The sequence below is a fragment of the Cypionkella sp. genome, assembly GCF_034376685.1.
Classification (GTDB): Bacteria; Pseudomonadota; Alphaproteobacteria; order Rhodobacterales; family Rhodobacteraceae; genus Cypionkella.
Window position 1 is genome coordinate 1 of sequence record NZ_JAXMJJ010000026.1, and the last position, 22,387, is coordinate 22,387.

25 protein-coding genes and 1 pseudogene are annotated in these 22,387 nt (G+C 60.7%); 8 read left to right on the forward strand and 18 right to left on the reverse strand.

All coding sequences use genetic code 11. The features are described from left to right. A pseudogene (locus tag U1A24_RS21655) lies at positions 1-170 on the reverse strand (TraR/DksA family transcriptional regulator); the annotation flags it as partial. A 152-nt stretch (positions 171-322) separates the two neighbouring features. On the opposite strand from U1A24_RS21655, the gene U1A24_RS05365 reads away from it, so the two are divergent. From U1A24_RS05365 to U1A24_RS21660, 3 genes are read left to right on the forward strand one after another with little or no spacing between them, the layout of a single operon-like run. Beyond that, positions 323-1,186 carry an MBL fold metallo-hydrolase gene (locus tag U1A24_RS05365; protein WP_322320946.1) on the forward strand — a complete coding sequence of 288 codons (864 nt, stop codon included), beginning with the start codon at positions 323-325 and terminating at the stop codon, positions 1,184-1,186. A 21-nt stretch (positions 1,187-1,207) separates the two neighbouring features. Continuing rightward, the gene (locus U1A24_RS05370; RefSeq protein ID WP_416173460.1) at positions 1,208-1,624 is read left to right on the forward strand and encodes a YeeE/YedE family protein; all 417 of its coding nucleotides are present in this window, start codon (positions 1,208-1,210) and stop codon (positions 1,622-1,624) included. Beyond that, the gene (locus U1A24_RS21660; protein ID WP_416173459.1) at positions 1,624-2,502 is read left to right on the forward strand and encodes a DUF6691 family protein; all 879 of its coding nucleotides are present in this window, start codon (positions 1,624-1,626) and stop codon (positions 2,500-2,502) included. The genes U1A24_RS05370 and U1A24_RS21660 overlap by 1 nt, the downstream gene beginning before the upstream one ends. Positions 2,503-2,676: 174 nt before the next feature. Here U1A24_RS21660 and U1A24_RS05385 read toward each other — a convergent pair whose 3' ends face one another. The 16 genes from U1A24_RS05385 to U1A24_RS05460 all read right to left on the reverse strand — a co-directional run bounded on the left by U1A24_RS05385 (position 2,677) and on the right by U1A24_RS05460 (position 16,958). Beyond that, a complete protein-coding gene (locus U1A24_RS05385) occupies positions 2,677-3,636 on the reverse strand; it encodes a flagellar motor switch protein FliM (RefSeq protein ID WP_322320948.1) in 960 nt (319 codons plus the stop codon). Between the two features lie 66 nt (positions 3,637-3,702). Next, positions 3,703-6,390: an ATP-binding protein gene (locus U1A24_RS05390; protein WP_322320949.1), complete on the reverse strand. Its 2,688-nt coding sequence runs from the start codon at positions 6,388-6,390 to the stop codon at positions 3,703-3,705. Then, positions 6,390-6,644, reverse strand: coding sequence for a hypothetical protein (locus U1A24_RS05395; RefSeq protein WP_322320950.1), 255 nt, complete (start codon positions 6,642-6,644; stop codon positions 6,390-6,392). The genes U1A24_RS05390 and U1A24_RS05395 overlap by 1 nt, the downstream gene beginning before the upstream one ends. Next, the gene (locus tag U1A24_RS05400; protein WP_322320951.1) at positions 6,644-7,009 is read right to left on the reverse strand and encodes a response regulator; all 366 of its coding nucleotides are present in this window, start codon (positions 7,007-7,009) and stop codon (positions 6,644-6,646) included. Before U1A24_RS05400 ends, U1A24_RS05395 begins: the two co-directional genes overlap by 1 nt. A gap of 123 nt (positions 7,010-7,132) precedes the next feature. Then, complete coding sequence (locus tag U1A24_RS05405) at positions 7,133-8,368, reverse strand: short-chain fatty acyl-CoA regulator family protein (RefSeq protein WP_322320952.1); 1,236 nt, start codon at positions 8,366-8,368, stop codon at positions 7,133-7,135. Positions 8,369-8,496: 128 nt separating this feature from the next. After that, complete coding sequence (locus U1A24_RS05410) at positions 8,497-8,883, reverse strand: hypothetical protein (RefSeq protein WP_322320953.1); 387 nt, start codon at positions 8,881-8,883, stop codon at positions 8,497-8,499. Between the two features lie 97 nt (positions 8,884-8,980). After that, complete coding sequence (locus tag U1A24_RS05415) at positions 8,981-9,961, reverse strand: ABC transporter substrate-binding protein (protein WP_322320954.1); 981 nt, start codon at positions 9,959-9,961, stop codon at positions 8,981-8,983. A 54-nt stretch (positions 9,962-10,015) separates the two neighbouring features. Next, positions 10,016-10,867: an ABC transporter permease gene (locus U1A24_RS05420; RefSeq protein ID WP_322320955.1), complete on the reverse strand. Its 852-nt coding sequence runs from the start codon at positions 10,865-10,867 to the stop codon at positions 10,016-10,018. Next, the gene (locus U1A24_RS05425; protein WP_322320956.1) at positions 10,864-11,724 is read right to left on the reverse strand and encodes an ABC transporter permease; all 861 of its coding nucleotides are present in this window, start codon (positions 11,722-11,724) and stop codon (positions 10,864-10,866) included. The genes U1A24_RS05420 and U1A24_RS05425 overlap by 4 nt, the downstream gene beginning before the upstream one ends. Continuing rightward, the gene (locus U1A24_RS05430; protein WP_322320957.1) at positions 11,717-12,271 is read right to left on the reverse strand and encodes a hypothetical protein; all 555 of its coding nucleotides are present in this window, start codon (positions 12,269-12,271) and stop codon (positions 11,717-11,719) included. The genes U1A24_RS05425 and U1A24_RS05430 overlap by 8 nt, the downstream gene beginning before the upstream one ends. Then, positions 12,268-12,600: a hypothetical protein gene (locus U1A24_RS05435; protein WP_322320958.1), complete on the reverse strand. Its 333-nt coding sequence runs from the start codon at positions 12,598-12,600 to the stop codon at positions 12,268-12,270. The genes U1A24_RS05430 and U1A24_RS05435 overlap by 4 nt, the downstream gene beginning before the upstream one ends. Before the next feature lie 60 nt (positions 12,601-12,660). Continuing rightward, complete coding sequence (locus tag U1A24_RS05440) at positions 12,661-13,455, reverse strand: ABC transporter ATP-binding protein (RefSeq protein WP_322320959.1); 795 nt, start codon at positions 13,453-13,455, stop codon at positions 12,661-12,663. Further along, positions 13,452-13,934, reverse strand: a complete 483-nt coding sequence (locus U1A24_RS05445; RefSeq protein ID WP_322320960.1) for a hypothetical protein — start codon at positions 13,932-13,934, stop codon at positions 13,452-13,454. The genes U1A24_RS05440 and U1A24_RS05445 overlap by 4 nt, the downstream gene beginning before the upstream one ends. Beyond that, the gene (hydA, locus tag U1A24_RS05450) at positions 13,935-15,386 is read right to left on the reverse strand and encodes a dihydropyrimidinase (protein ID WP_322320961.1); all 1,452 of its coding nucleotides are present in this window, start codon (positions 15,384-15,386) and stop codon (positions 13,935-13,937) included. Between the two features lie 34 nt (positions 15,387-15,420). Continuing rightward, positions 15,421-15,711, reverse strand: a complete 291-nt coding sequence (locus U1A24_RS05455; RefSeq protein WP_322320962.1) for a hypothetical protein — start codon at positions 15,709-15,711, stop codon at positions 15,421-15,423. After that, a complete protein-coding gene (locus tag U1A24_RS05460; RefSeq protein WP_322320963.1) occupies positions 15,708-16,958 on the reverse strand; it encodes a Zn-dependent hydrolase in 1,251 nt (416 codons plus the stop codon). Before U1A24_RS05460 ends, U1A24_RS05455 begins: the two co-directional genes overlap by 4 nt. 129 nt (positions 16,959-17,087) lie before the next feature. On the opposite strand from U1A24_RS05460, the gene U1A24_RS05465 reads away from it, so the two are divergent. The 3 genes from U1A24_RS05465 to U1A24_RS05475 all read left to right on the forward strand — a co-directional run bounded on the left by U1A24_RS05465 (position 17,088) and on the right by U1A24_RS05475 (position 19,321). Continuing rightward, a complete protein-coding gene (locus tag U1A24_RS05465) occupies positions 17,088-17,729 on the forward strand; it encodes a TetR/AcrR family transcriptional regulator (RefSeq protein WP_322320964.1) in 642 nt (213 codons plus the stop codon). Positions 17,730-17,959: 230 nt separating this feature from the next. Then, positions 17,960-18,853, forward strand: coding sequence for a hypothetical protein (locus U1A24_RS05470; RefSeq protein ID WP_322320965.1), 894 nt, complete (start codon positions 17,960-17,962; stop codon positions 18,851-18,853). A gap of 12 nt (positions 18,854-18,865) precedes the next feature. After that, positions 18,866-19,321 (forward strand): heme-degrading domain-containing protein, encoded by a 456-nt coding sequence (locus U1A24_RS05475; RefSeq protein ID WP_322320966.1) that lies wholly within the window; start codon positions 18,866-18,868, stop codon positions 19,319-19,321. Positions 19,322-19,328: 7 nt separating this feature from the next. Here U1A24_RS05475 and U1A24_RS05480 read toward each other — a convergent pair whose 3' ends face one another. After that, on the reverse strand, positions 19,329-19,613 hold the full coding sequence (locus U1A24_RS05480) for a cupin domain-containing protein (protein ID WP_322320967.1): 285 nt from the start codon (positions 19,611-19,613) through the stop codon (positions 19,329-19,331). 141 nt (positions 19,614-19,754) lie between these two features. Between U1A24_RS05480 and U1A24_RS05485 the strand changes: the two genes are divergently transcribed. Together U1A24_RS05485 and U1A24_RS05490 are read left to right on the forward strand one after the other, a co-directional pair. Next, positions 19,755-20,369, forward strand: coding sequence for a TetR family transcriptional regulator C-terminal domain-containing protein (locus tag U1A24_RS05485; protein WP_322320968.1), 615 nt, complete (start codon positions 19,755-19,757; stop codon positions 20,367-20,369). A 90-nt stretch (positions 20,370-20,459) separates the two neighbouring features. Then, positions 20,460-22,385, forward strand: coding sequence for a potassium transporter Kup (locus tag U1A24_RS05490; RefSeq protein WP_322320969.1), 1,926 nt, complete (start codon positions 20,460-20,462; stop codon positions 22,383-22,385). Positions 22,386-22,387: the final 2 nt, after the last annotated feature.

Genomic DNA, 22,387 nt, shown 5'->3' on the forward strand with positions numbered 1-22,387 from the left:
CCAGCGTTGCCCATGCCTTCCAGCACCTCATCGCCTTCGCGCTCGGTGGCAAGATCTTCCCAATCGGGGGAATGCTCGGCCACAAGCTCGGTGGTTATTCCACTCAAACGGCTCTTCAGATCGGCCAAACGGTGCTGCAACTGCGCCTTGTGATTGGCGGTCGAGGTCATATGCTGTCCTTTCCTGACTGCAACCACCCTACACCAAAAATGGCTCGCCTTGTTGATGCATATCAACTGACCGCCTCAAAAATAACATTCAGATATTGAGATATATCTTGCCACGACCTATCTTGGCCAAGCGAAAGCCCGAGGAGACCGCTATGAAACCCGCAGTCCACGCTTTTTTCGACGAAGCCACCAACACCATCACCTATCTGTTGTGCGAACCGGCTGGCCGTGCCTGTGCGGTGATCGATTCTGTGCTGGATTTCGACTATGCCTCGGGGCGCACGGATACCCGCTCTGCCGATGCGGTGATCGCCCATATCCGCGCTGAAGGCCTTGATCTGCAATGGGTTCTGGAAACCCATGTCCATGCCGACCATCTGTCAGCCGCCCCCTATCTACAAGAGGCGCTTGGTGGCCAGATCGGCATTGGCGATCAGATCACCGTGGTGCAGGAAACCTTCGGCAAGGTGTTTAACGAAGGCACCCGCTTTGCCCGTGACGGCAGCCAGTTTGATCGGCTGTTTCGCGAGGGCGACAGTTTGATGATCGGCCAACTGCGTGTCGATGTGATGCACACGCCCGGCCATACCCCCGCCTGCCTGACCTATGTGGCAGGCGATGCCGCTTTCGTCGGCGATACCCTGTTCATGCCCGATTTCGGCACCGCCCGCTGCGATTTCCCCGGTGGTTCGGCCGAGGTGATGTTCGACTCGGTGCAGCGCATACTCGCCCTGCCCGATGCCACCCGGATTTTCGTCGGCCACGATTACAAGGCACCGGGCCGCGAGGAATTCGCGTGGGAATCAACCGTTGGCGCGCAAAAAGCCCTGAACGTGCATGTCGGCGCCGGGCGCGACCGCAGCGAATTTGTTGCGCTGCGTGAAAAGCGCGACGCGACCCTCGCCATGCCCCGCCTGATCTTGCCCTCGCTGCAAATCAACATGCGTGCGGGCCAGATGCCCGAGCCTGAGGATAACGGCCTGTCCTATCTGAAAGTGCCTTTGAATGGGCTGTGAGCGGGCGGTGACGGGAAGATGATGGATTGGGTCTGGGGATTTGTCGGCGGGCTGATGATCGGCGGCGCTGCAGCGGTGTATCTGCTCTACAATGGCCGCGTGATGGGCGCTTCCGGGATTATCGGCGAGCTGGTGGATCGCTCTGACTGGTCAAACTGGGCCGAGCGGCTGGTGTTTCTGGCGGGACTGATCGGCGTGCCCTACCTTTTGTGGCTGCTGATCGGCGGTGAGACGCATCTGACCCAAAACTGGCTGGTGATCGTGCTGGCGGGACTGTTGGTTGGGGTCGGCACCCGGTTGGCCAATGGCTGCACCTCGGGGCATGGGGTCTGCGGTATCTCGCGGATGTCGCTGCGCGGCATCGTGGCGACGCTGATCTATGTGCTGGCGGGCGGGCTGACGATGGCGCTGCTGCGTCACCTGATCGGGGTGATCTGATGCAACGCTATGGATTTGCCCTGCTGGCGGGTGGGTTGTTCGGCGCGGGCCTGCGGATTTCGGGCATGACCGACACGACCAAGGTGCAGGGCTGGCTGGACGTGTTCGGCGCGTGGGATCCGACGCTGGCTTTCGTGATGGGTGGGGCGATCTTGCCGATGGCGGTTGCGTGGCGGATTGCTGCGCGGATGGAGCGCTCGTATCTGGGCCTCGATCTGCCCGCAGCGCCGCCACGCGTGTTCGACCGCAACCTGATTGCAGGCTCGGCGCTGTTCGGCATGGGCTGGGCGCTGGTGGGGCTTTGCCCCGGCCCAGCACTGGCCTCGCTCAGCTTTGGGGGCACGGGCGGTCTGGTCTTCCTATTGGCGATGCTCGGCGGTATGATCGCCGCACCCAGCCTGCGCCGCCGTTTCGCGCGGGCAGCCGCCAGCCCGAGGAGCAAAATGGACATTCGCGCCCTGACCCCGACCTATTCCGTCTCGCCGCAGATCGAGCTTACCGACCTGCCCGCGATCAAGGCGGCGGGCTTTACCACCGTGATCGACAACCGCCCTGACGGCGAGATCCCCGCCCATCTGCACACCCCGCATATGAAAGCGGCAGCCGAGGCTTTGGGGCTGAAATTCGTCGCCAACCCGGTGATTGGCGGGGCGTTGACGATGGAAAACGTTCGGCTGCAATCCAAAGTAATGGCTGAGGCTACGGGGCCGGTGTTTGCGTATTGTGCCTCGGGGAACCGCTGTTCGGTGGTTTGGGCGTTGATGAATGCCGGGCAAAAACCGACCGATGAGCTGATCCGCACTCCGGCAAAATACGGCTATAATCTGGAGCCGTTGCGCGGCCAGATTGAGGCGCTGGCGTCGGAAGCGCGCGGGTAAGGACTGAGTTTTGGGGTGTGTCCACGCGTGGACACGGGACAATCTCAAGATAAATCAAAGACTTGAAGATCATCATTCACAAAGGCTTAACCTTTGCCGCCAGCCGGAATTTTCCGAAAAATTCCGTGCACGATTTCCGTTTCGGAAATCGCCTGTGCTGCCTCCTGCTGACGCTCAGCCGGTCTGGCGCAGGGGTTCTGCACCTGCGGTCGTCTCGACAGCCGATGCCTTGCGCACCTGCACGTCGCCGCTGGTCAGCCGGATCGCCCGCATCCCGCGATTCTGCCCCAGACGGCCTTCGGCCAGCCTGCGGCCATCCAGGCCTTCAAAGTGAATCCGGTCAATCGAGGCACGCGACAGCGGGATAATTTCGCCGACTTTCAACGCCAGCACGCGGGCCAGCGGCAAGGAGACCCGGCTGACCACGGCATCAAGCACACAGCCGGTTTCTTCCACCTGTGCGGCCAGAGCCTGCGCAAAAGCCTGACCGGATTGCGCCGCCAGATCCGGCACTGATACCGCCGCTGCGGGCATCGCGCCTTTGCCATCGGCGGGCAGCGCCAGAATGACAGCACCTTGCCGCGCACCAAGCCCCAAAGACAGCTCGGCAGTCAGCACGCGGTAGTCGATGTCCTCCAGCAGCAGGCCCAACGGGCGCGGATCATCGAGAAAGCTGGCGTAGCGAAAGCCACCCGCCCAGTGCAGATCGGCTTCTTGCGCCAACACCTGCTCCAGCCCTTCAAGCGCTGCATCCAGCGTCGGCGCCACCATTGCGGCATCGGTCCGGGTGGGCTTGCGGCTGGTCAGCAGCGTGGCGGCGACTTTGCCCAGCGTCTGCGCCTCTATCATCGCGGCCAGCACGGGGGGCGACAGGATCATCAGGCCCATGCCATCGGCCGGGCCTTGCAGCACGGCAATCAGCGCATGGTTCGGCGGCAGTTCCAGCACTTCGGCCAAAGAGCGGCGATGCAGCGCCAGACTGCTGACCTCAAGCGGCAATGCCAGCGTGTCGCGGGCGGCACGGGCCAAAGCCAGCCGCCAGCCGCGATCTGCCCCCGGGCTGCCTTCGGCCATCTGCGCCTTGGCTGCTGCGATTCTGCGGCGAATGACGCCATCTTGCAAAGCTTCTGCCACTTCGTTCCCCTTACCGGATCGCCCTGCCCGCAGCCTAGCCGCGCGGGGGATAACAAAGCGTTTACATCACACAGGTTTTTCCATCCGCAGCGGCACCGTCACGCGAAACGCCGCCCCCCTTTGCCCCGGCAGATAGGTCACCGTGCCGCCCAGATTGGCCATCACCTCGCGGCAGATCGCAAGCCCCAAGCCCGCCCCGCCAGCGCGTGCCGCATCGGTCAGCCGCGCGAATTTCTCAAAGATCAGACCCTGCGCGTCCTTGGCAATGCCGCCACCGTTGTCGATGAAATCAATCACCACCCGCCCGCCCTTTTGCCGCACCGCAATCCGCAGCATGGGATTTTCGGCATCGCAATATTTCCGCGCATTCGAGATCAGATTGATGAAGACCTGCACCAGACGGTCGGCATCGGTGCGCAGGAAAATCTCTTCCGAGGTATAGTCGCGCTGAATGTCGAAATCGCGCTCGGGCCGGGTTTGGCTGGCGGCCGCCAAGGCGCGGTCGAGCATTTTGCCAAGGTGAGACAGGCTCAGATCCAGTTGCACCGCGCCATTTTCCAGCACCGACAGATCCAGCAGATCATCCAGCAGCCGGGTCAGCCGTTTTGCCTCGGCATGGATGATCTGGCCATATTCCGCGACGCGCGGGCGCGGCAGATCCCCCTCGGCCAGAATCTCGGAAAATGCCCGGATCGAGGTCATCGGCGTGCGCAATTCATGGCTGATCTGGCTGAGAAACGCGTCTTTCTGCACCGAAAGCTGGGTCAGCTTTTCATTCACCTCGCGCAACTGACGGGCGGTGCGGGAAAGTTCACCCTGTTGTTCTTCCAGACGCGCCGAATATTCCATGATCTGCGCGGTTTCATTGGCCACCGCCATCAGATCTTCCACCGTCACCGTGGCGCGACCAAACAACTGGCTGATCATCGCATGCGCAGTGGCGGCCCCGACCGAGCCTGCGAGATTACGTTCCAGCCCCGCCAGAAAGCGCGGGGTGAGATCGGGCAGAAAGCCCGCTTTGCCCTGCGCGCGGGCTTCGGCCTCAAAGAACGAAATCGCGGCTTCGTCGCCCAGAATGCGCTGCGCCATGTTCATCAGCGCCTCGGGTTCGGCCTGACCGTGGGTCCAGCCCAGCCGTTCGGCCTGCAATTCATCATCAAAGGCGTTGACGAAGGCCGCACCCTGAATGCGCTCGACCGGATCGGGGAAGGACAGCAGCGAGCCTGCCGCATAGCCCGCGATGTTCAGGGTCAGCGACCAGAAGATCGCGTGGTTCAGCGGGTCCATCCCCTCGGTGCCAAACAGAGCCTGCGGGCGCAGCCAGGACACCCCGAACAAGCCGTGCTGCAACACCTCTGCCGAGATTGCCGCCCCCGCCCCGAACGAGGGCAGGAACAGCGTGAACCCCCAAGTGGCAAAGCCAATGCCAAGGCCCAAAGTTGCCCCCAGCTTGGTGCCCCCGCGCCAGAAAATCCCGCCCAGCATGGCGGGCAGCACCTGCGCCACGCCGACAAAAGCGATCTGGCCGATGGCCGCCAGTGCCGCCGATCCACCGGACAGCCGGAAATATTCCAGCCCCAGCGCCAGCACCATGATGATCGAGAACCGCCGCGCCAGCAAAATCGCGCCGCGCAAATCGCCCGAAAGTGCGGCTTGCGGCCGCAACCACAGCCAGGCGGGCATCAGGATGTGGTTTGATACCATCGTCGCCAGCGCAATGGTCTCGACGATCACCATCGAGGTGGCCGAAGAAAACCCGCCCAGGAAGGCCAGCAGCGCCAGCCCGCCCTGCCCTTCATGCAGCGGCAAGGTCAGCACCATCATATCGGGGTTGGAGCCTGCGGGCATCCGGTCCAGCCCGACCACCGCGATGGGCAGGATGAACAGGCTGATCAGAAACAGATAGGCCGGAAACGCCCAAGAGGCGCGCGACAGATGGCCTTCCTCGACATTCTCTACCACCAGCACCTGAAACATCCGCGGCAAAGTAATCACGGCAGCGGCGGACAGAAAGATCAACCCGCCCCAGCGCCCCGGCTGGATCGCCCAGTTCGGATCACTGTAGGTTTCAATCCGGCTGATCATCGCACTGGGGCCACCGCCCAGCCCCCAGACCACAAAGATACCGACGGCGAGCAGGGCCACCAGCTTGACCACTGCCTCGACTGCAATCGCCATGACGATGCCGTGATGCTGCTCTTTGGCATCCAGATTGCGGGTGCCGAACAGAATGGTGAACAGCGCGAGGCCAGCGGCCACCCAGATCGCCGTTGAATCACGGTCGGGCATCGCCCAGGTTTCAGGGGTTTCCTGCGCAAACACCGAAAACGACAGTGTCACCGATTGCAGTTGCAGGGCTATGTAAGGCGTGGTGGCCACCACCGCGATCACCGTCACCAGCACACCCAGCAGGTTCGATTTGCCGTAGCGGCTTGAGATCAGATCGGCAATCGAGGTGACCCGTTGCCTGCGCCCGATCCGCACCAGTTTGCGCAGCACCCACCACCAGCCGACAAACACCAAGGTCGGGCCAAGGTAGATGGTCAGAAACTCCAACCCCGATCGCGCAGCGGAACCGACGGCACCGTAGAAGGTCCAGGCGGTGCAATAAATCGACAGCGACAGCGTGTAGACGAAGGGCGAGCGCAGGAACCGCATCTCGCCGCGCAAGGCGCGACGCTCGACCACGAAGGCGACCAGAAACAGGAACGCCACATAGGCCAGACAGGTCAGCACCAGCACATTGAACGGCATCAGGCATCCTCGCCCGAACTGTCCGCCTCGGGTTGCGCGAGACCCGGAGCGACATAGGCGGCAAGCCCGATCAGCAAGGCCCAGACGCCAAACACATAGACCGCCGTGCGCCCAGCGCCGACGGCATCACTCCACATCAAGGGCAGCAACAGCAGGAACAGCCCTACCAGCGGCAACAGCCGCGCCGCATCGCGCAACCGGCGCTGGCGGTAGACCGCGCGGGCAAGAAACAAGGGCGCGCGCGGGCGGCGCATCAGGCCCCCAACAGATCCCGCACCATCGCGCGGATTTCCGAGTTATCAAACGGCTTGCTCATGAAGGCCGACACGCCTGCCCGCTCGGCGGCTTCGCGGTCGCGCAGCTGGCCCTTGGCGGTCAACATCAGGATCGGCAGCGCCGCATTGGCCGGATCGCCGCGCAGCGCGGTCAAAATCTCCAACCCGCTCATGCCCGGCAGCATCGAGTCCAAAATCACCAGATCAGGCCGCAGCCGCGCCACTTCGGCCAAGGCCTGCGCCCCATCCGCGATCACCGAAACCGCCCAGCCATCACGCGACAAGATAAAGCGCAACGCCTCGGCGATGTTGGCCTCATCTTCGATCAGCAAAACCTGATGCATAAATTCCCCCCGGAAGCCGACTATCAGGGCAAAGCCGCCCGGTGTCAAAAGGAAGCCATCGCCTTGGCATTTCACTTTGGCTTAAATATCCCCGCCGGAGGCTCCCTGCCCAACCGCCAAATCTTAGGCCTGCAAAATCGAAGGCTCACGCCGTGCCGGACAGGCCGTGCGCTGGCAAATCCGGCAGGTCGAGCCAATCGCCAAAGCCTCTTGCCCCCGGCCCATCTCGGGCAAGATCAACATCGCTGCCTCGCGCAATTCCGGCCCGCGAAACCCCTGCGGAAAGCGCGGCTGGCAAAACGCCCGCACCCGAAAGCGCGCAGGCGTGGGGCCTGCGGTTTCGATCACCATTTCAATCGGTGTCATCGGTCGTGACAAAGCCGCAAACAGCGGCCACAGCGGGCAAGCCGCCCCAAAACGCGGCAGAGCAAAGCCCGAGATCGGTTTGCGAAACGTCAGCGTGCCAGAGGCATCGCAGACCACCAGCCCCGCTTGCAGCCCGGGTTGCAAGGCAAGCCGCCGGAACACCGCCAGCACATCTGCGCCAAACCGTGCCGCAAGCGCTGCCGGATCGGGGCCAAGTTCGGCCAGTGCTTTGGCAAAGCCCGGCGCAGGCAGCGCCGCCGCGTCACGCGCCGCTTGCGCAAGCCAAGCCTCGGCCATGTGCCGGGCCGCGCCCGAGGCCAAGCCGCGCGCATCCGATGCTTGCCAATCACTTGCGGCCAGCCACGCCTCCAGCTCTTCCTGCGGCGAGGCAAGCCCCTGCTCTTGCTCTTGCCCGGCGGTATCCAGATAGCGCACCAAAGCCTCTGCCCCCAAGGCCAGCCGCTTGCTGTCTTCTTGCAGGTTGCCCAGAAAACGCGCCTGCCATTCCGGCTCGATATCTTCGGTATCCGCCAGAATCGCCGCGGTTGAGCGCACCGAAGCCACGGCGGAGAGCACTTCATGCAGGCTTGCCGACAGATGCGGGTCTTGGCTCATCCGGTCGTTCATCGCCTCCAAAGCCCGCTCCAACCCGACCACGCGCTGATGCAGCCCGATCACCGTGGCCGCCCAACCCGGAAAGCGGCCCGCGAAATCTTCGCTGCGATCAATCTCCGCCCCCGGCAGCCGCGCCGCCGCCGCGCGCAGATCGTCCAGCACGGTGCCGCCGATGCCCTCTTGAAAGGCCTCCACCGGTTGCCCCAAGGCATCGGCCAGCCGCGCCAACAAGGGATCGGCAATGCGGCGGCGGTTGTGCTCGATCAGGTTGAGATAAGAGGCAGAGATGCCCACCGTCTCGGCCAGATCGGCCTGCCTCTGGCCCAAAGCCACGCGCCGCTCACGCAGGCGGGTTCCGGTCAGGGCAGAGATCGGCATGGCACAACTCCCAAGGATGCCACAAGATTTACAAGAAATTGAAAACTTTACAATGTGCAGGGTGCCCACGATTTATTTCTGCAGTAAATCGTCTGGTTCAGCGCCATCGCCCAGCCCTGCTCGGCAGCCTACTCCATCGCGGCAAAGCTTTGGCCGTAAAACCGCACCGCGCGCAAACCACAATCCTGTATCGCCAGATGCAGATGCGCGCCCTCATTCACCCCCGGTGCGGTGGCATCCCGCGCCAAAGCCACCCGGCCTTGTGTGGTCTGCCCCGCCACCCGACCGCGCCAGAACGTCATCTGCTGATCAACAAAGGCCTCAAGCCGGGCCTCGCCCTGCCCGCGCGTGATCTCACGCACGCGCGCAACTACGGCCAGACAATAGCCCGCCTCGGCCTGCGCATCTGGCATGTTGTAAAGATAGCCGCTGCGCGTATCGCGGCCCGCTTGCCATGTCAGATAGAACAGCCCCAGCACCACGGCCAAAGCCACGCCTGCCCAAATACCCTTCACATCGCCCCCTTTGCTTCCCCCCAGTAAAGCCGCAAAAGGTTAAAACAAAACGGGCGCGAGGAGACCCCGCGCCCGTTTAATCGCTAAAACCCGCAGCTTATTGCAGGGCTTTGTCCGTCACCACATGGCTCCAAGCGCCTTCCGGCTCTTTGGTGATCACCGGGTCAGAGCCCCCCGACATCAGCGCCGCCACGGTGCGTTTGTAGTCGGCTTCATCCAGCGCGCCGTTGCTGCCTGCGGTCAGTTTGCCAATCTCGGCCACCATGCGCTTTTGGTGCTCGATGGTCTGCGCGCCGGTCGCATCATTGTCGATCACGATCTGCGCCGCTTCATCCGCATTCGCCTCGGCATATTTCCAGCCCTTCATCGAGGCGCGCACGAAACGCACCATCTTGTCTTTAAACGCCGGGTCCGCCAGTTTGTCTTCCATGACGTAAAGCCCGTCTTCCAAAGTGGCGACACCTTCGTCTTCATATTTGAAGGTCACCAGGTCTTCCGGCTTCACTCCGGCATCAATCACCTGCCAGTATTCGTTATAGGTCATGGTCGAGATGCAGGCCGCCTGCTTTTGCAGCAAGGGATCGACGTTGAAGCCCTGCTTCAGCACAGTGACACCACCTGCCGAACCGTCAGTCTTCAACGCCAGCTTGTTCATCCAGTTCAGGAACGGATATTCGTTGCCGCCAAACCACACGCCCAAGGTTTTATCGGCAAAGTCCGCCGGGGTGGCGACGCCGGATTCTTTGAGACAGGTCAGCATCATGCCCGAAGATTTGAACGGCTGGGCGATGTTGACCAAAGCCAGACCTTTCTCGCGCGCGGCGAGGGCCGAAGGCATCCAGTCGATCACCACATCCGCGCCACCACCGGCGATCACTTGCGTCGGTGCCACATCCGGGCCACCGGGCAGAATGGTGACGTTCAGGCCTTCTTCTTCGTAATAGCCTTTCGCCGCCGCGACATAATAGCCTGCGAACTGGCCTTGGGTGACCCATTTCAGTTGCAGCGTCACATCATCGGCTGCCTGTGCGCTGCCGGCAAATGCCAAAAACAGCGCCGACGTCAGTAGCTTTTTCATTCTCAACCTCCAAGTTGAAGCCCGGTTTTGGGCCAGTTTCGTTTTTCTCTAGTCTCAGTTTCTTTGTGACGGATGCCAGAACGTCACCCGCTTCTCGATCAGCGCGACCAGCCCGTAAAACGCCGATCCCGCCAATGCCGCCACCGCAATCTCGGCCCAAACCATGTCGGGATTCGAGCGCCCAACCTCGGCCACGATGCGGAATCCCATGCCCACGATAGGGCTGCCGAAAAATTCAGCAACAATCGCGCCGATCAGCGCCAGAGTTGTCGCAATTTTCAGCCCGTTGAAGATGAACGGCATCGCCGCAGGCAGGCGCAGTTTGAACAAAGTCTGCCAGTAGCTGGCCGAATAGGTTGCCATCAGATCGCGCTGCATCACTTCGGTCGCGGCCAATCCGGCAATCGTGTTCACCAGCACCGGGAAGAACACCATCACTACGACCACGGCGGCTTTCGACTGCCAGTCAAAGCCGAACCACATCACCAGAATCGGCGCGATGCCGACAATCGGCAAAGCCGCGACGAAATTGCCCACCGGCAGCAACCCGGCTTGCAGGAAAGGCGAGCGGTCAATCGCAATCGCGGTCAGGATCGCCGCCGCACAGCCGATCGCATAGCCGCCGAGCGCGCCCTTGAAGAAGGTCTGCACCAGATCAGCCCAGAGGATTGGCACACTGTTGCTCATCCGCTCCAGCACATCGCTGGGCGGTGGCAGGATGATCTTGTTAACGCCGTAAGCCGTCACGCCGACCTGCCACAGCACCAGCACGGTGACGCCAAACAGCAAGGGCACCGCATAGCGCACCCAAGCCGCGCGGTGTTTTGAGAGTTCGGAATTCAGCTGCCAAGCCCCGGCCCAGAACGCCAGCAAGCACCACAGCCGGGGATCAATAAAGCCACTCATCGCCGCATCCCCATCCGCGCAAGCACCCTGCCCTCAATCCGTCCTGCCAGCATCACCAGCACCGCAGCCAGTATCGCCGACAGGAACAAAGCCGCCCAGATCTGCGTGGTCTGGCCGTAATACGACCCCTGCAACAACCGCGCACCAAGCCCGGCCTGTTGGTTCAACTCAGCCACAATCGCGCCGACAAGGCTCGCCGCAATCGCCACTTTCACCGATGCGAAGAAATACGGCATCGAGGACGGCAACCGCAGTTTCCAGAACACCGAACCACCGGGGGCGGCATAGGTTTGCAGCAAATCCAACTGCATCGCATCCGGGCTGCGCAGGCCCTTCACCATACCCACCACCACCGGGAAGAAGCTCAGGTAAGCCGAAATCACCGCCTTGGTCATCAACGGCGTCGCCCCCACCGCGTTCATCACCACCGCCAGCATCGGGGCCAAGGCAATGATCGGCACCATCTGGCTGGCAATCGCCCAAGGCAAGACGCTCATCTCCATCGCGCGGTTATAGACAATGCCCACCGCCAGCAGCACGCCCAAGGTGGTACCCACCGCAAAGCCCAACAGCGTGCCCGAGATCGTCACCCAGGCATGATAGACCAGCGATTTCTTTGAACTCGGCGGCAGGCCGAGGGTCGATTTGACCAACTCGCCGATCACCTGATGCGGGCTGGGCAAAACCGGGCGATCCTGGTTCAACGTCAGCCCCGGCAGCTGCATCACGCTTGGAGCCGCCTGATCCGCCCGCGCCGCCTGATCATAGGCCCAGGGCGCGTTCATCCACACCGCTGCCGCATACCAGACGGCGACGATGATCAACAGAACGGTCAGGATGGGAAGAAACTTACGCATTTGTCTCACCCGACTTTAAGATGTCCCCCAATGACCTAATACTTTTCTGCATCTCCAGCCGCTCGAAAAACGCATACATCGGCAGCCACAGGAGACCAGAGAGAGCAATCGCCCCCTCAATATACATTACGGCCTGGAACAGCGAATATTCAGATTGACTGCCACGTTTTTGAAGGCTGGGGTGAAATTCAAAGAATACATAGTCTTCACCTAACACACCCTCTAGGACCCAGTTGCAGAACAACACCATGATCACCGCATGAAGCCAAAACATTGAGAGGCCAAGCATCAAATCCTTGTAGCGCCTCCGACAATCCCCAACCTCATCGCGCGGATATAGGCAGGCCGTTTTCGCCGGAACAGTTCCAAATGCCCAAACTCTTATTTTGCTCCAAGCAAATAGGAAAAGGAATGGAATTGCCAACAGCAGAATCATTTTCCATGAATAATCGCCCCCGAACGCCAGCAGATTTACTGCAATAAAGGCCATAATAAACAAGGCCCCTGGCAAAGCCGCTTCTATGCTATGAGGCTTGGGCCACCTCATGCCTGCCCCTCCGGCCAAGCGATCATCAGCACGGCCACCACCCCCAAGGCCATGCCCGCCAGTTGCAGCGGGCTGGGTTTTTCGCCAAACACCACCATCGCCATCGCGGTGATCGCCACCAGTTGGAACACCACCGACAAGGCAATCGCCACGCCAAGCCCGTTGCCGCGCATCACCTGCACCATCAGCGTGTTGCCCACGCAGAACAGCGCCAGCGCGCCCGCCAGCACCCAGATGCCACCCTGTTGCGCGTAGGTTTTCAGCACGCCGTTGGCTGCGACAAACACGGCGGTTGAGGCGGCCAGCCACGCGAGGGTGACAAGGTTCATCGCCTGCCCCCTGCGTCTGCAGGCGTAAAGCGTCGGCTGAGCACCGGTTGATTACAGCACTTATTCATCGGAATGCCCCGCCCTCAGACCCTCGCGCACCCGGTGCGAAATCTCGATGAACTCCTTGCTGTCGCGAATATCCAACGGGCGTTCTTTCGGCAAAGGGCTGTCGATCACATCGGTAATCCGGCCCGGACGGGGCGACATCACCACGATCTTGGTCGACAGATACACCGCTTCGGGGATGGAATGTGTCACAAAACCAATGGTTTTCCCGGTGCGCGCCCAGAGTTTCAAGACCTCTTCGTTCAGACGATCCCGCACAATCTCATCCAGCGCGCCGAAGGGTTCGTCCATCAGCAGGATATCGGCATCAAACGCCAGCGCGCGGGCGATGCTGGCACGCTGCTGCATGCCACCGGAAAGTTGCCATGGGAATTTCTTGCCGAAGCCCGAAAGCTCCACCAGTTCCAACACCTGCTCAACCCGCTGGTTCTGCTCGGCTTTTGAGAACCCCATGATTTCCAGCGGCAGCCGGATATTCCCCGCAATCGTGCGCCAAGGATAAAGCCCCGCCGCCTGAAACACATAACCATAGGCGCGCTTGCGGCGGGCTTCGTCCGGCGTCAGGCCATTGACGGTCAGAGTGCCACCTGTTGGCGTCTCCAAAGCCGCAATCGCCCGCAGGAATGTGGTTTTGCCGCAGCCACTTGGGCCGATGAAGGAAACGAAGTCGCCCTTGTTGATGGTCAGATTCACGTCCTTCAACGCCTGCACGGGGCCGTCATTGGTGTTGAACACCAGTTGTAGGTTTTTGGCTTCGATGACTGCGGAGGGGTTTATAGTATCTTTCACAGGCGGTTCCCTTCGCTGGTCACACTCAGTGGCCAAGCCAGATGTGCATAGATTTCGGCTACCAAGAGTCCGGGAATCGAGAAAAAAACTGCTATGTCCAGTAGGTTAAAATCTAACGTTTCCTCCTTATTTATCAATAATATAATCGACATAAGACAGGAAATTGAGCCTGTGAAAGCGACTATTGGCGCGGTGAGTAGGGCCGCACTGCGTTGAGTAAAACCGCAGCACCGAAATACCCTATGTAAGCCGATCCAAAGTGCAACTGCGGGTCCAAAGGCCAAAATAGACGCTACGAAAGCGAACGGAACAGCCCAATAAACCCCAAACGCAAGAGTTTGAAAAAACGGCTGAGTAGTTTCGCCGGTCCACATCATCATTCCAAACCCAAGCCAGCCCAATGCCTGAACCGCAACAACAAGCGCTGCACCTTTGAAAAAGCGCTGATCTATCCATGACAACCCGCCTGAACGTCCCACTTACACCCCCGTCACAGGCACACCCGACCGGGCGACCGGGCGCGGCGCGGTCAGGTCTTTCCATGCACTCAGCGCGCGGTTCACGGCGGGGCGGGGGTCGCGGGCGATGAATTTTCCGTGGCCTTCACGGGTTTTGATCTCGCCATCATCGACCGAGACCACGCCGCGCGACAGGGTGTAGCGTGGCAGGCCCTTGACAGCTTTGCCCTCGAACACGTTGTAATCAATCGCGGATTGCTGCGAGGCCGCGCCGATGGTTTTCGACTTTTCAGGGTCCCACACCACCAGATCAGCATCCGCGCCGACCAAAACCGCGCCTTTTTGCGGGTAGCAGTTCAGGATTTTGGCGATATTGGTCGAGGTGACGGCGACGAATTCATTCGGCGTCAGGCGGCCCGTGGCCACGCCGTAAGTCCACAGCATCGGCATCCGATCCTCCAGCCCGCCAGTGCCATTCGGGATTTTTGAGAAATTGCCGACACCGAAGCGTTTCTGTTCGGTGGTAAAGGCGCAATGGTCGGTGGCGACCACGGAAAGGCTGCCGGATTGCAGGCCAGCCCAGAGGCTGTCTTGGTGCGATTTGTTGCGGAAGGGGGGCGACATCACCCGGCGGGCGGCGTGGTCCCAGTCGGGGTTAAAGTACTCGGATTCGTCCAGCGTGAGGTGCTGGATCAGCGGCTCTCCCCAGACCCGTTTGCCCTGCATCCGGGCACGGCGGATGGCTTCGTGGCTGTCCTCGCAGCTTGTATGCACCACATACAGCGGGACCCCGGCCATATCGGCGATCATGATGGCGCGGTTGGTGGCCTCACCCTCGACCTGCGGCGGGCGGGAATAGGCGTGGGCTTCGGGGCCGGTGTTGCCCTCGGCCAGCAGATTGGCGGTCAGTTCGGCCACCACATCGCCGTTTTCGGCATGGACCATAGCCAAGCCGCCCAGATCGCCAACCCTTTTGAAAGATTGATACATTTCATCATCGTTGACCATCAATGCGCCCTTGTAGGCCATGAAATGCTTGAAAGAGGTCATACCCGCCTTGACGGAAAACTCCATATCCTCCCACACCTTTTGGCCCCACCAAGTGATCGCCATATGGTAGGAATAGTCGCAATTCGCGCGGCCAGATTTGTTGTGCCACATTTGAGCTGCATCCATCAGCCCCTGCCCCTGACCCGGCAACACGAAATCCACCACCATCGTGGTGCCACCTGCGAGGGCCGCCCGGGTGCCGGATTCGAAATCATCCGCCGAGTAGGTGCCCATGAACGGCATCTCGAGATGCGTATGCGGATCAATCCCGCCGGGCATCACATAGCAGCCGGTGGCATCAAGGGAGCGGTCGCCGTGCAGGTTCGGGCCGATCTGGGTGATCTTGCCTTGGTCGATCAGGACATCGGCCTTGTAGGTCAGATCAGCGGTGACGATGGTGCCGTTTTTAATGACTGTGGTCATGATCTATTCCTCTGTCTTTTGCTTTCAAGCGATCTCAATCGCAAACTGGCCGATCATTTTCGTAATCGTAGAGCGGCACGATAATTGCTTCAAAGCTGCCCTCGGAAACCTCGAAATAACAACTATCATCGGTTTTGATAATATCAGCAGGATTCAGGCCCTGTTTCTTGATCACAGCATTAGCTTTTGCCGAAAGCTTTGGGTTATATTCCATATTGGCAGGTAGCACTGCTTCTTTGGCGGTTGGTGGCACGCAGCCCATTAGCGCCACTGCCGCTAAAAACAGGCATACAGGCTTCCACTTGCACATAATGTCCATACTCACGCCACTACCCCCGCCACTTCCAGCACGGCGTGCAGCAGAACATCCGTCCCTGCCGCTGCCCATTCCGGGGAAATCTTCTCGGCTTCGTTGTGGGAAAGGCCGCCCTCGCAGGGGCACATCACCATCACGGTGGGGGCAACTCGGTTGATCCAGCAGGCGTCGTGGCCTGCGCCGGAGATGATGTCCATGTGGGAATAGCCTAGCTTTTCAGCGGATTGGCGGACGATGTTCACGAGGTTTGCGTCGAAAGTCACCGGGTCGAAATGGCCGACCGCCTCAATCGAGCAGCCTAGGCCCAATTCGGCGGCGACGGCATGGGCGGCGCGTTCGACCTCGCCGCGCATCAGGTCGAGTTTGGTTTGATCGGGAGAGCGGATGTCGACGGTGAAGATCACTTTGCCGGGGATCACGTTGCGGGAGTTCGGGAACACTTTGACCTGCCCCACAGCACCCACGGCACCCGGCTGGTGGCCCATGGCGATCTGATGCACGCGCTCGGTGATGCGCGCCATCCCCAAGCCTGCGTTCACCCGCATCGCCATCGGGGTGGAGCCGGTATGGGCATCGCGGCCGGTCAGGGTGATTTCCAGCCACCACAGGCCCTGGCCGTGGGTGACGACACCGATCTCCTTGCCCTCGGCCTCTAGAATAGGCCCCTGCTCGATGTGCAACTCCAACATGGCGTGCATTTTGCGCGCACCGACAACCTCATCGCCGACCCAGCCGATGCGGGCCAACTCGTCGCCAAAGCGCAGGCCGTCCATATCGGTGCGGTTGTAGGCATAATCCTGCGTGTGCAGGCCCGCAAACACGCCCGAAGCCAGCATCGCCGGGGCAAAGCGTGCACCTTCCTCGTTGGTCCAGTTGGTCACCACGATCGGATGCCGGGTTTGCACGTTCATATCGTTCATCGTGCGCACCACTTCCAAGGCACCCAAGACCCCCAGCACGCCATCATAGCGGCCCCCGGTGGGTTGGGTATCAAGATGCGAGCCCATGTAGACCGGCAGCGCCTTAGGGTCGGTGCCGCTGCGGGTGGCGAACATGTTGCCCATCGTATCGACACCCATCGTCATGCCAGCAGCCTTGCACCACCCCGCAAACAGGTGACGGCCTGCGCTGTCGGCATCGGTCAGGGTTTGACGGTTGTTGCCGCCCGCGATCCCCGGCCCGATTTGCGCCATCTGATCAAGGCTGTCCCAAAGGCGTGCGGAATTGATCCGCAGATTTGCACCCGCTGCCGTCATCACGAAAACTCCCTGCGGGGACTTTGCCCCAGATTGTCGCTTGCTGCGAATCTTTTCCTGACCGTATGGTCAGCTTGAAGGCTATAGAACCTGACCAAGCGGTCAACTAAAATCTGAAGGCCAAGCCCTATGAGTGAACCCGCCCCTGACACGCTTCGCCCGCAACGGCGCAATGAGATCCGCCAGCAGAACGAAGCGCTTATTTTACAGGCGGCCGAAAAAGTCTTTGCCGAAGCGGGCTTTGGTGGGGCCACCATGCAGCTGATCGCTGATGTGGCGGGGCTGCCGAAGGCGAACCTGCACTATTACTTCGCCACCAAAGAGGAACTTTACCGCAAGGTTGTGTCGAATATTTTCGACATCTGGTTGCACGCTGCGGAAAGCATGGACAATGCCCCCGGCCCGGTCGAGGGGATTGGCGCTTATATTGACGCCAAGATGGAGATTTCGCGCAGGCATCCCGATGGATCGAAGGTCTGGGCGTCGGAAGTGATGCACGGCGCGCCGGTCATTCAGGACTATCTTGAGACCACGCTGCGCGACTGGACGGCGGGGCGGGTGGCACTGATAAAGGGCTGGATTGATGCCGGGCAGATGGCCCCGGTGAACCCGGATCACCTTTTGTATATGCTCTGGGCCGCAACCCAGCATTATGCCGATTTCGGCCATCAGATTGAGACATTGAACGGGGGGCCGCTGACAGATCTGCAGTGGCGCGAGGCGAAAGACAGTGTCAAGGCGATGATCCTGCGCGGCATTGGTGCGATTTGACGGGTTTTTCTTGCCGTCTTCAGAATTCTCGCACATATCGGGGTGAATGTATCCCTTTCGGAAACGGTGTGGCGTGATGCACGGACAAGTCGGCGAAACTGCCTCCGTTAGCTTGACTGATACGCTGGCCCTTTCTTGCAAAATCCCTGCCGCGGGGCTGCATTGGCTTTGTGCGCCCAAGGCCACGTTCGGCCCTGACGTGACCCGCTCGGATGCGAGGCAGTAACCTTATGGACCCTGCCGCCAGCGATATTGCCTTTGCCACCATGGTCAGTGACGAGCCGGTGTTCCTGCCGATCTGGATCAAGTATTACGCGCAATTTGTGCCGAAAGCGCAGTTGTTCATTCTGGTGGACGGTCTGCACCGGGTGATCCCGCGGGAAGCCGAGGGGTGTCAGATCATTCGGCTGCCCAGCGTGACACCGGGGCCGGGTTGGGATGTGGCGCGATGGCGGATGATTTCCTTGTTCACCAATGCCCTGCTGCAACGCTTTGGCATCGTGGTGTTCAACGATGTTGATGAAATTTTGCTGGCCGACCCCGCACAGGGCGGCGATTTGCTGGGGCATATCGGGCGGGCGCGTGAGGTTGGGGTGATCTCACCCTTTGCCGTGGAATTGCTGCACCGAATTGATCTGGAGCCTGACGCGCTGGACCCCACCCGCCCCGTGCTGGCACAGCGGCGGTTTGGTCGGATCAATGCCAGCTACTGCAAGCCTTGCATCACGGCGCGGCCGATCAACTGGAGCATTGGCGGGCATTATTCGGATTATCCAACGCTGAACCTCGACGCAGCGCTATTTCTGTTTCATCTGCGCTTTGTCGATCATGCCATGCTGCGCGACCGCCAGACCAGCCGTCAGGCGATGATGCAGCCGGGGGCCGCCAAGGGGGCCGAGGTGGCGGGCGCGGGCTGGTTGAAAGGCGCGCAAGATATGACGGATTTCCTGCAAAGCTTCGTCGATGCCGGGCCGCCGCTGGACAGTGATTTCAGCTTTGGCTGGCAGCGCAAGCGGATCATTGACAGTTGGGAGCAGGATACAGAGGCTGGCATCTGGCGGCACGCCCGCTTGCATAACCGCAAGACCTATCGCTTGCCCGACCGCATCCAAGATCAATTCTGACCGGAGCCTGAGATGACAACCGCCACCCCAGCCGCCCTTGAGGCCGAATATGCCAGCCTGCAATTTCCGCGCTTTGCCGAGGCAGAGGCTTGGGCTTTGGGGCAAAAGCTGGTGGAACTGGCGGGAAGCGCCCCGGTGGTGATCACGATACGCAGCGCCGATCGGGTGTTCTTTCATGCGGCCTTGCCGGGATCGGCCCCGCTGAATGATCTATGGGCGCTACGCAAAAGCAATACCGCGCTGCTGTTTCAACTGCCGTCATTTCTGGTGGGCGCGCGCAATCGCGAGAATGGTCACACGCTGGCCCGCAATGGGCTGGCCGAGGCCGATTATGCCGATCACGGCGGCGCTGTGCCGGTGCAGGTGACGGGTGTGGGGGTTGTGGCCTGCGCCACCGTCTCGGGCCTGCCGCAAGCCGAAGATCACGCGCTGGTGGTCGCCGCGATGCAGGCGATACTGGCCGGGTGATCGCGGGTTACTTCAGCTCGACCTCGACAAAGCTCATCACCTGATCGCCAGCATTGATCACGTTATGCTCCACCCCTTCGGCGCGGCGGTAAGCGGTGCCTGCGGGGACCAGCACTTGCCGCGTGCCGCCGCCGGGGTCTTCCAGCAACATATGGCAATCGGTCACAGCCGTGATCACATAATCCATGCTGTGACGATGCCAGCCGGTTTCCGCCCCCGGCGCGAAGTCAAAGCGGGTGACGCGCACGCGGTCATCATCAACCAGTTGGGTGGCGGTACAAGGCGCGCGCATGGGGTCTCCTTCAGCAGTCAGGTTTGGCTTTGCAAGGCTAGGGGTTATCGTGCTTGCGTCAAGCCTTTGCCGAATGGGGTTTACAATCTGCCGAAGAATACGCCACCCTAGCCCCCCAAGGTGCAAATGGCGGCCCATGCAATGACCAAACCCCGAACCCGGATACAGGCGCGCAACTCCACCACGATTCTGGATGCGGCGCTGGATGTGTTCTCGCAGCAGGGCTTTCGCGGGGCAACGCTGGATCAGATTGCCGAGGTTGCCGGGCTGTCAAAGCCCAACCTTTTGTATTATTTCCCCTCGAAGGAAGCCGTCCACACCGCGCTTTTGAACCAGCTGCTGCGCACTTGGCTGGACCCTTTGCGCGCGATGAACCCAGACGGCGATCCTGTCACCGAAATCATGGCCTATGTGCATCGCAAGCTGGAGTTGTCGCGCGATTTTCCCCGCGAAAGCCGGTTGTTCGCCAATGAGATGCTGCAAGGCGCGCCGCGGATGCGCGATGTGATCGAAGGTGATCTGAAAACCCTTGTCGATGAAAAGGCTGCGGTGCTGCAGGTCTGGATGGATCAGGGCCGCATCGCAAAGCTGCCCCCCGTACATCTGATCTTTTCAATCTGGGCAATGACGCAGCATTACGCGGACTTTGACGTGCAGGTGCGCGCGGTGCTGGGGCCGGGGCATGATCCGTTCACCGAGGCCGGGGATTTTCTGCAAACCCTGTTCACAAAACTGCTCGCCCTGACACCGGGCTGACCCCGCGACCCCACGTCAAGCGCAGAGCGCTGGACCTTTGGGCAAGGTCAGTATAGTCAGCACCCCTGCAAGAGTTTCCGGTCGAAGGTCATGAACCAAACCAACGAAGCTACCGATCAGGCTGCCAACCCGACGCCGGTCCCCCCGCACCCCGAGCATCAAACCCCCAAAAACATGGGGAAACTGGTGCTTGGTTGCATTGGTGTGGTCTACGGCGATATCGGCACCAGCCCGCTTTATGCTATGCGGGAATCGCTGCACGCCGCCAGCTATGATGGACTGTCTCGCGACGATGTGATTGGGGTGATTTCGCTGCTGATCTGGACGCTGATCCTGATTGTGACGCTGAAATATGTCTTCCTGATCATGCGGGCCGACAACAAAGGCGAAGGCGGCACCCTGTCGCTGGTGGCTTTGGTGCAACGCGCCCTGAGCAAACGCCCCGGTTGGTTACTGGCGATTGGTGTGGTGGGGATTTCGCTGTTCTTCGGCGATGCCATGATCACGCCCGCCATGTCGGTGCTTTCGGCGGTGGAAGGGCTGAACCTTGTCGCGCCTTCGCTGGGGCCATTCGTGTTGCCGCTGACGCTGGGAATCATTCTGGGGCTGTTCTTGTTCCAAAGCCAGGGCACCGAGCGGGTCTCGATCCTGTTTGGCCCGATCATGGTGGTGTGGTTCGTGGTGATGGCTGTAATGGGCATTTACCATCTGAGCGATGATCTGAGTATTTTGAACGCCTTCAACCCGACCTATGCCGGCGGATTTCTGATCGCCAACGGCAAGGCATCGTTTTTCGTGCTGGGTTCGGTGTTTCTGGCTGTGACCGGGGGCGAAGCACTCTATGCCGATATGGGGCATTTTGGCCGCAAACCGATCCGGCTGGCTTGGGCATTGTTGATCTTTCCGGCCCTGACTTTGTCCTATCTGGGTCAAGGTGCCTTGGTCTTGGCACATCCCGAAACCTCGCATAACCCGTTCTTCCTGATGGCACCGCCCGCCCTGCTGCTGCCTTTGGTGCTGCTGTCGGTGTGCGCCACGATCATCGCCAGCCAAGCAGTGATTTCGGGGGCATTTTCGATGATGCACCAAGCCGTGCAAATGGGCCTGCTGCCCCGGCTTGAGATCCGCCATACATCGGAAACCCAGTTGGGCCAGATCTATCTGCCCAAGGTCAACCTGATCCTGATGGTCGGTGTGTTGTGCCTTGTGGTGGCGTTTGGCAGCTCGTCGCGGCTGGCTTCGGCTTACGGAATCGCGGTGACCGGGGATATGGTGATCACCACGATCCTGGCGTCGATCGTGTTCTACAAGGCATGGAAATGGCCACTTTGGCTGGTGGCGGCCGTGCTGCTGCCCATCTTCGCGATCGAGCTGATGTTCTTGACCGCCAACCTGATCAAACTGCCCGATGGCGGCTATGTGCCGGTGCTGATGGCCATCGCTTCGTGCTTCCTGGTCTGGACATGGGTGCGCGGCACCGCCCATGTGCAGCGCAAAGCCCATGATTCTGCGGTGGAACTGACGCAACTGATCAAGATGCTGGCAAAGTCGCATCCCATCGAAGTGCCGGGCACGGCGGTGTTCCTGACGCAAGACCCCGACACTGCGCCCTCGGCCCTGCTGCACAACCTCAAACACAACCGGGTTTTGCACAGCCAGAACTTCATTGTTACAGTTGGGGTGGCGACGACACCGATGGTCAATGACGAAAACCGCATCACGTTGGAGCGGTTGTCGGATAAATTCCTGCGCGTGCGGCTGATGTTTGGCTATATGGAAACCCCGAACGTGCCGCGCGCCTTAGCTTTGGCGCGGCGTCGGGGTGAGAAGTTCGACATCATGACCACCTCGTTCTTCCTGAACCGCCGCAGCTTCCGTTCCGCCCGCAACCATGGCCTGCCGTTCTGGCAGGAACGCGTGTTCATCTCGATGACCAAATCAGCCTCGGATGCGACGGCGTTCTACTGTCTGCCGTCGAACCGGGTGGTGGAGCTGGGGCAGCAACTGGCGATCTGATC

Coding starts and splice junctions, on each gene's coding strand:
- U1A24_RS05465 (WP_322320964.1), top strand. CDS start 17,088: ATGAGTGAACCCGCCCCTGACACGCTTCGCCCGCAACGGCGCAATGAG.
- U1A24_RS05365 (WP_322320946.1), top strand. CDS start 323: ATGAAACCCGCAGTCCACGCTTTTTTCGACGAAGCCACCAACACCATC.
- U1A24_RS05460 (WP_322320963.1), bottom strand. CDS start 16,958: ATGACGGCAGCGGGTGCAAATCTGCGGATCAATTCCGCACGCCTTTGG.
- U1A24_RS05470 (WP_322320965.1), top strand. CDS start 17,960: ATGGACCCTGCCGCCAGCGATATTGCCTTTGCCACCATGGTCAGTGAC.
- U1A24_RS05370 (WP_416173460.1), top strand. CDS start 1,208: ATGGATTGGGTCTGGGGATTTGTCGGCGGGCTGATGATCGGCGGCGCT.
- U1A24_RS21660 (WP_416173459.1), top strand. CDS start 1,624: ATGCAACGCTATGGATTTGCCCTGCTGGCGGGTGGGTTGTTCGGCGCG.
- U1A24_RS05435 (WP_322320958.1), bottom strand. CDS start 12,600: ATGAACCTTGTCACCCTCGCGTGGCTGGCCGCCTCAACCGCCGTGTTT.
- U1A24_RS05390 (WP_322320949.1), bottom strand. CDS start 6,390: ATGCCGTTCAATGTGCTGGTGCTGACCTGTCTGGCCTATGTGGCGTTC.
- U1A24_RS05395 (WP_322320950.1), bottom strand. CDS start 6,644: ATGCGCCGCCCGCGCGCGCCCTTGTTTCTTGCCCGCGCGGTCTACCGC.
- U1A24_RS05425 (WP_322320956.1), bottom strand. CDS start 11,724: ATGCGTAAGTTTCTTCCCATCCTGACCGTTCTGTTGATCATCGTCGCC.
- U1A24_RS05415 (WP_322320954.1), bottom strand. CDS start 9,961: ATGAAAAAGCTACTGACGTCGGCGCTGTTTTTGGCATTTGCCGGCAGC.
- U1A24_RS05480 (WP_322320967.1), bottom strand. CDS start 19,613: ATGCGCGCGCCTTGTACCGCCACCCAACTGGTTGATGATGACCGCGTG.
- hydA (WP_322320961.1), bottom strand. CDS start 15,386: ATGACCACAGTCATTAAAAACGGCACCATCGTCACCGCTGATCTGACC.
- U1A24_RS05420 (WP_322320955.1), bottom strand. CDS start 10,867: ATGAGTGGCTTTATTGATCCCCGGCTGTGGTGCTTGCTGGCGTTCTGG.
- U1A24_RS05430 (WP_322320957.1), bottom strand. CDS start 12,271: ATGAGGTGGCCCAAGCCTCATAGCATAGAAGCGGCTTTGCCAGGGGCC.
- U1A24_RS05475 (WP_322320966.1), top strand. CDS start 18,866: ATGACAACCGCCACCCCAGCCGCCCTTGAGGCCGAATATGCCAGCCTG.
- U1A24_RS05405 (WP_322320952.1), bottom strand. CDS start 8,368: ATGCCGATCTCTGCCCTGACCGGAACCCGCCTGCGTGAGCGGCGCGTG.
- U1A24_RS05490 (WP_322320969.1), top strand. CDS start 20,460: ATGAACCAAACCAACGAAGCTACCGATCAGGCTGCCAACCCGACGCCG.
- U1A24_RS05485 (WP_322320968.1), top strand. CDS start 19,755: ATGACCAAACCCCGAACCCGGATACAGGCGCGCAACTCCACCACGATT.
- U1A24_RS05400 (WP_322320951.1), bottom strand. CDS start 7,009: ATGCATCAGGTTTTGCTGATCGAAGATGAGGCCAACATCGCCGAGGCG.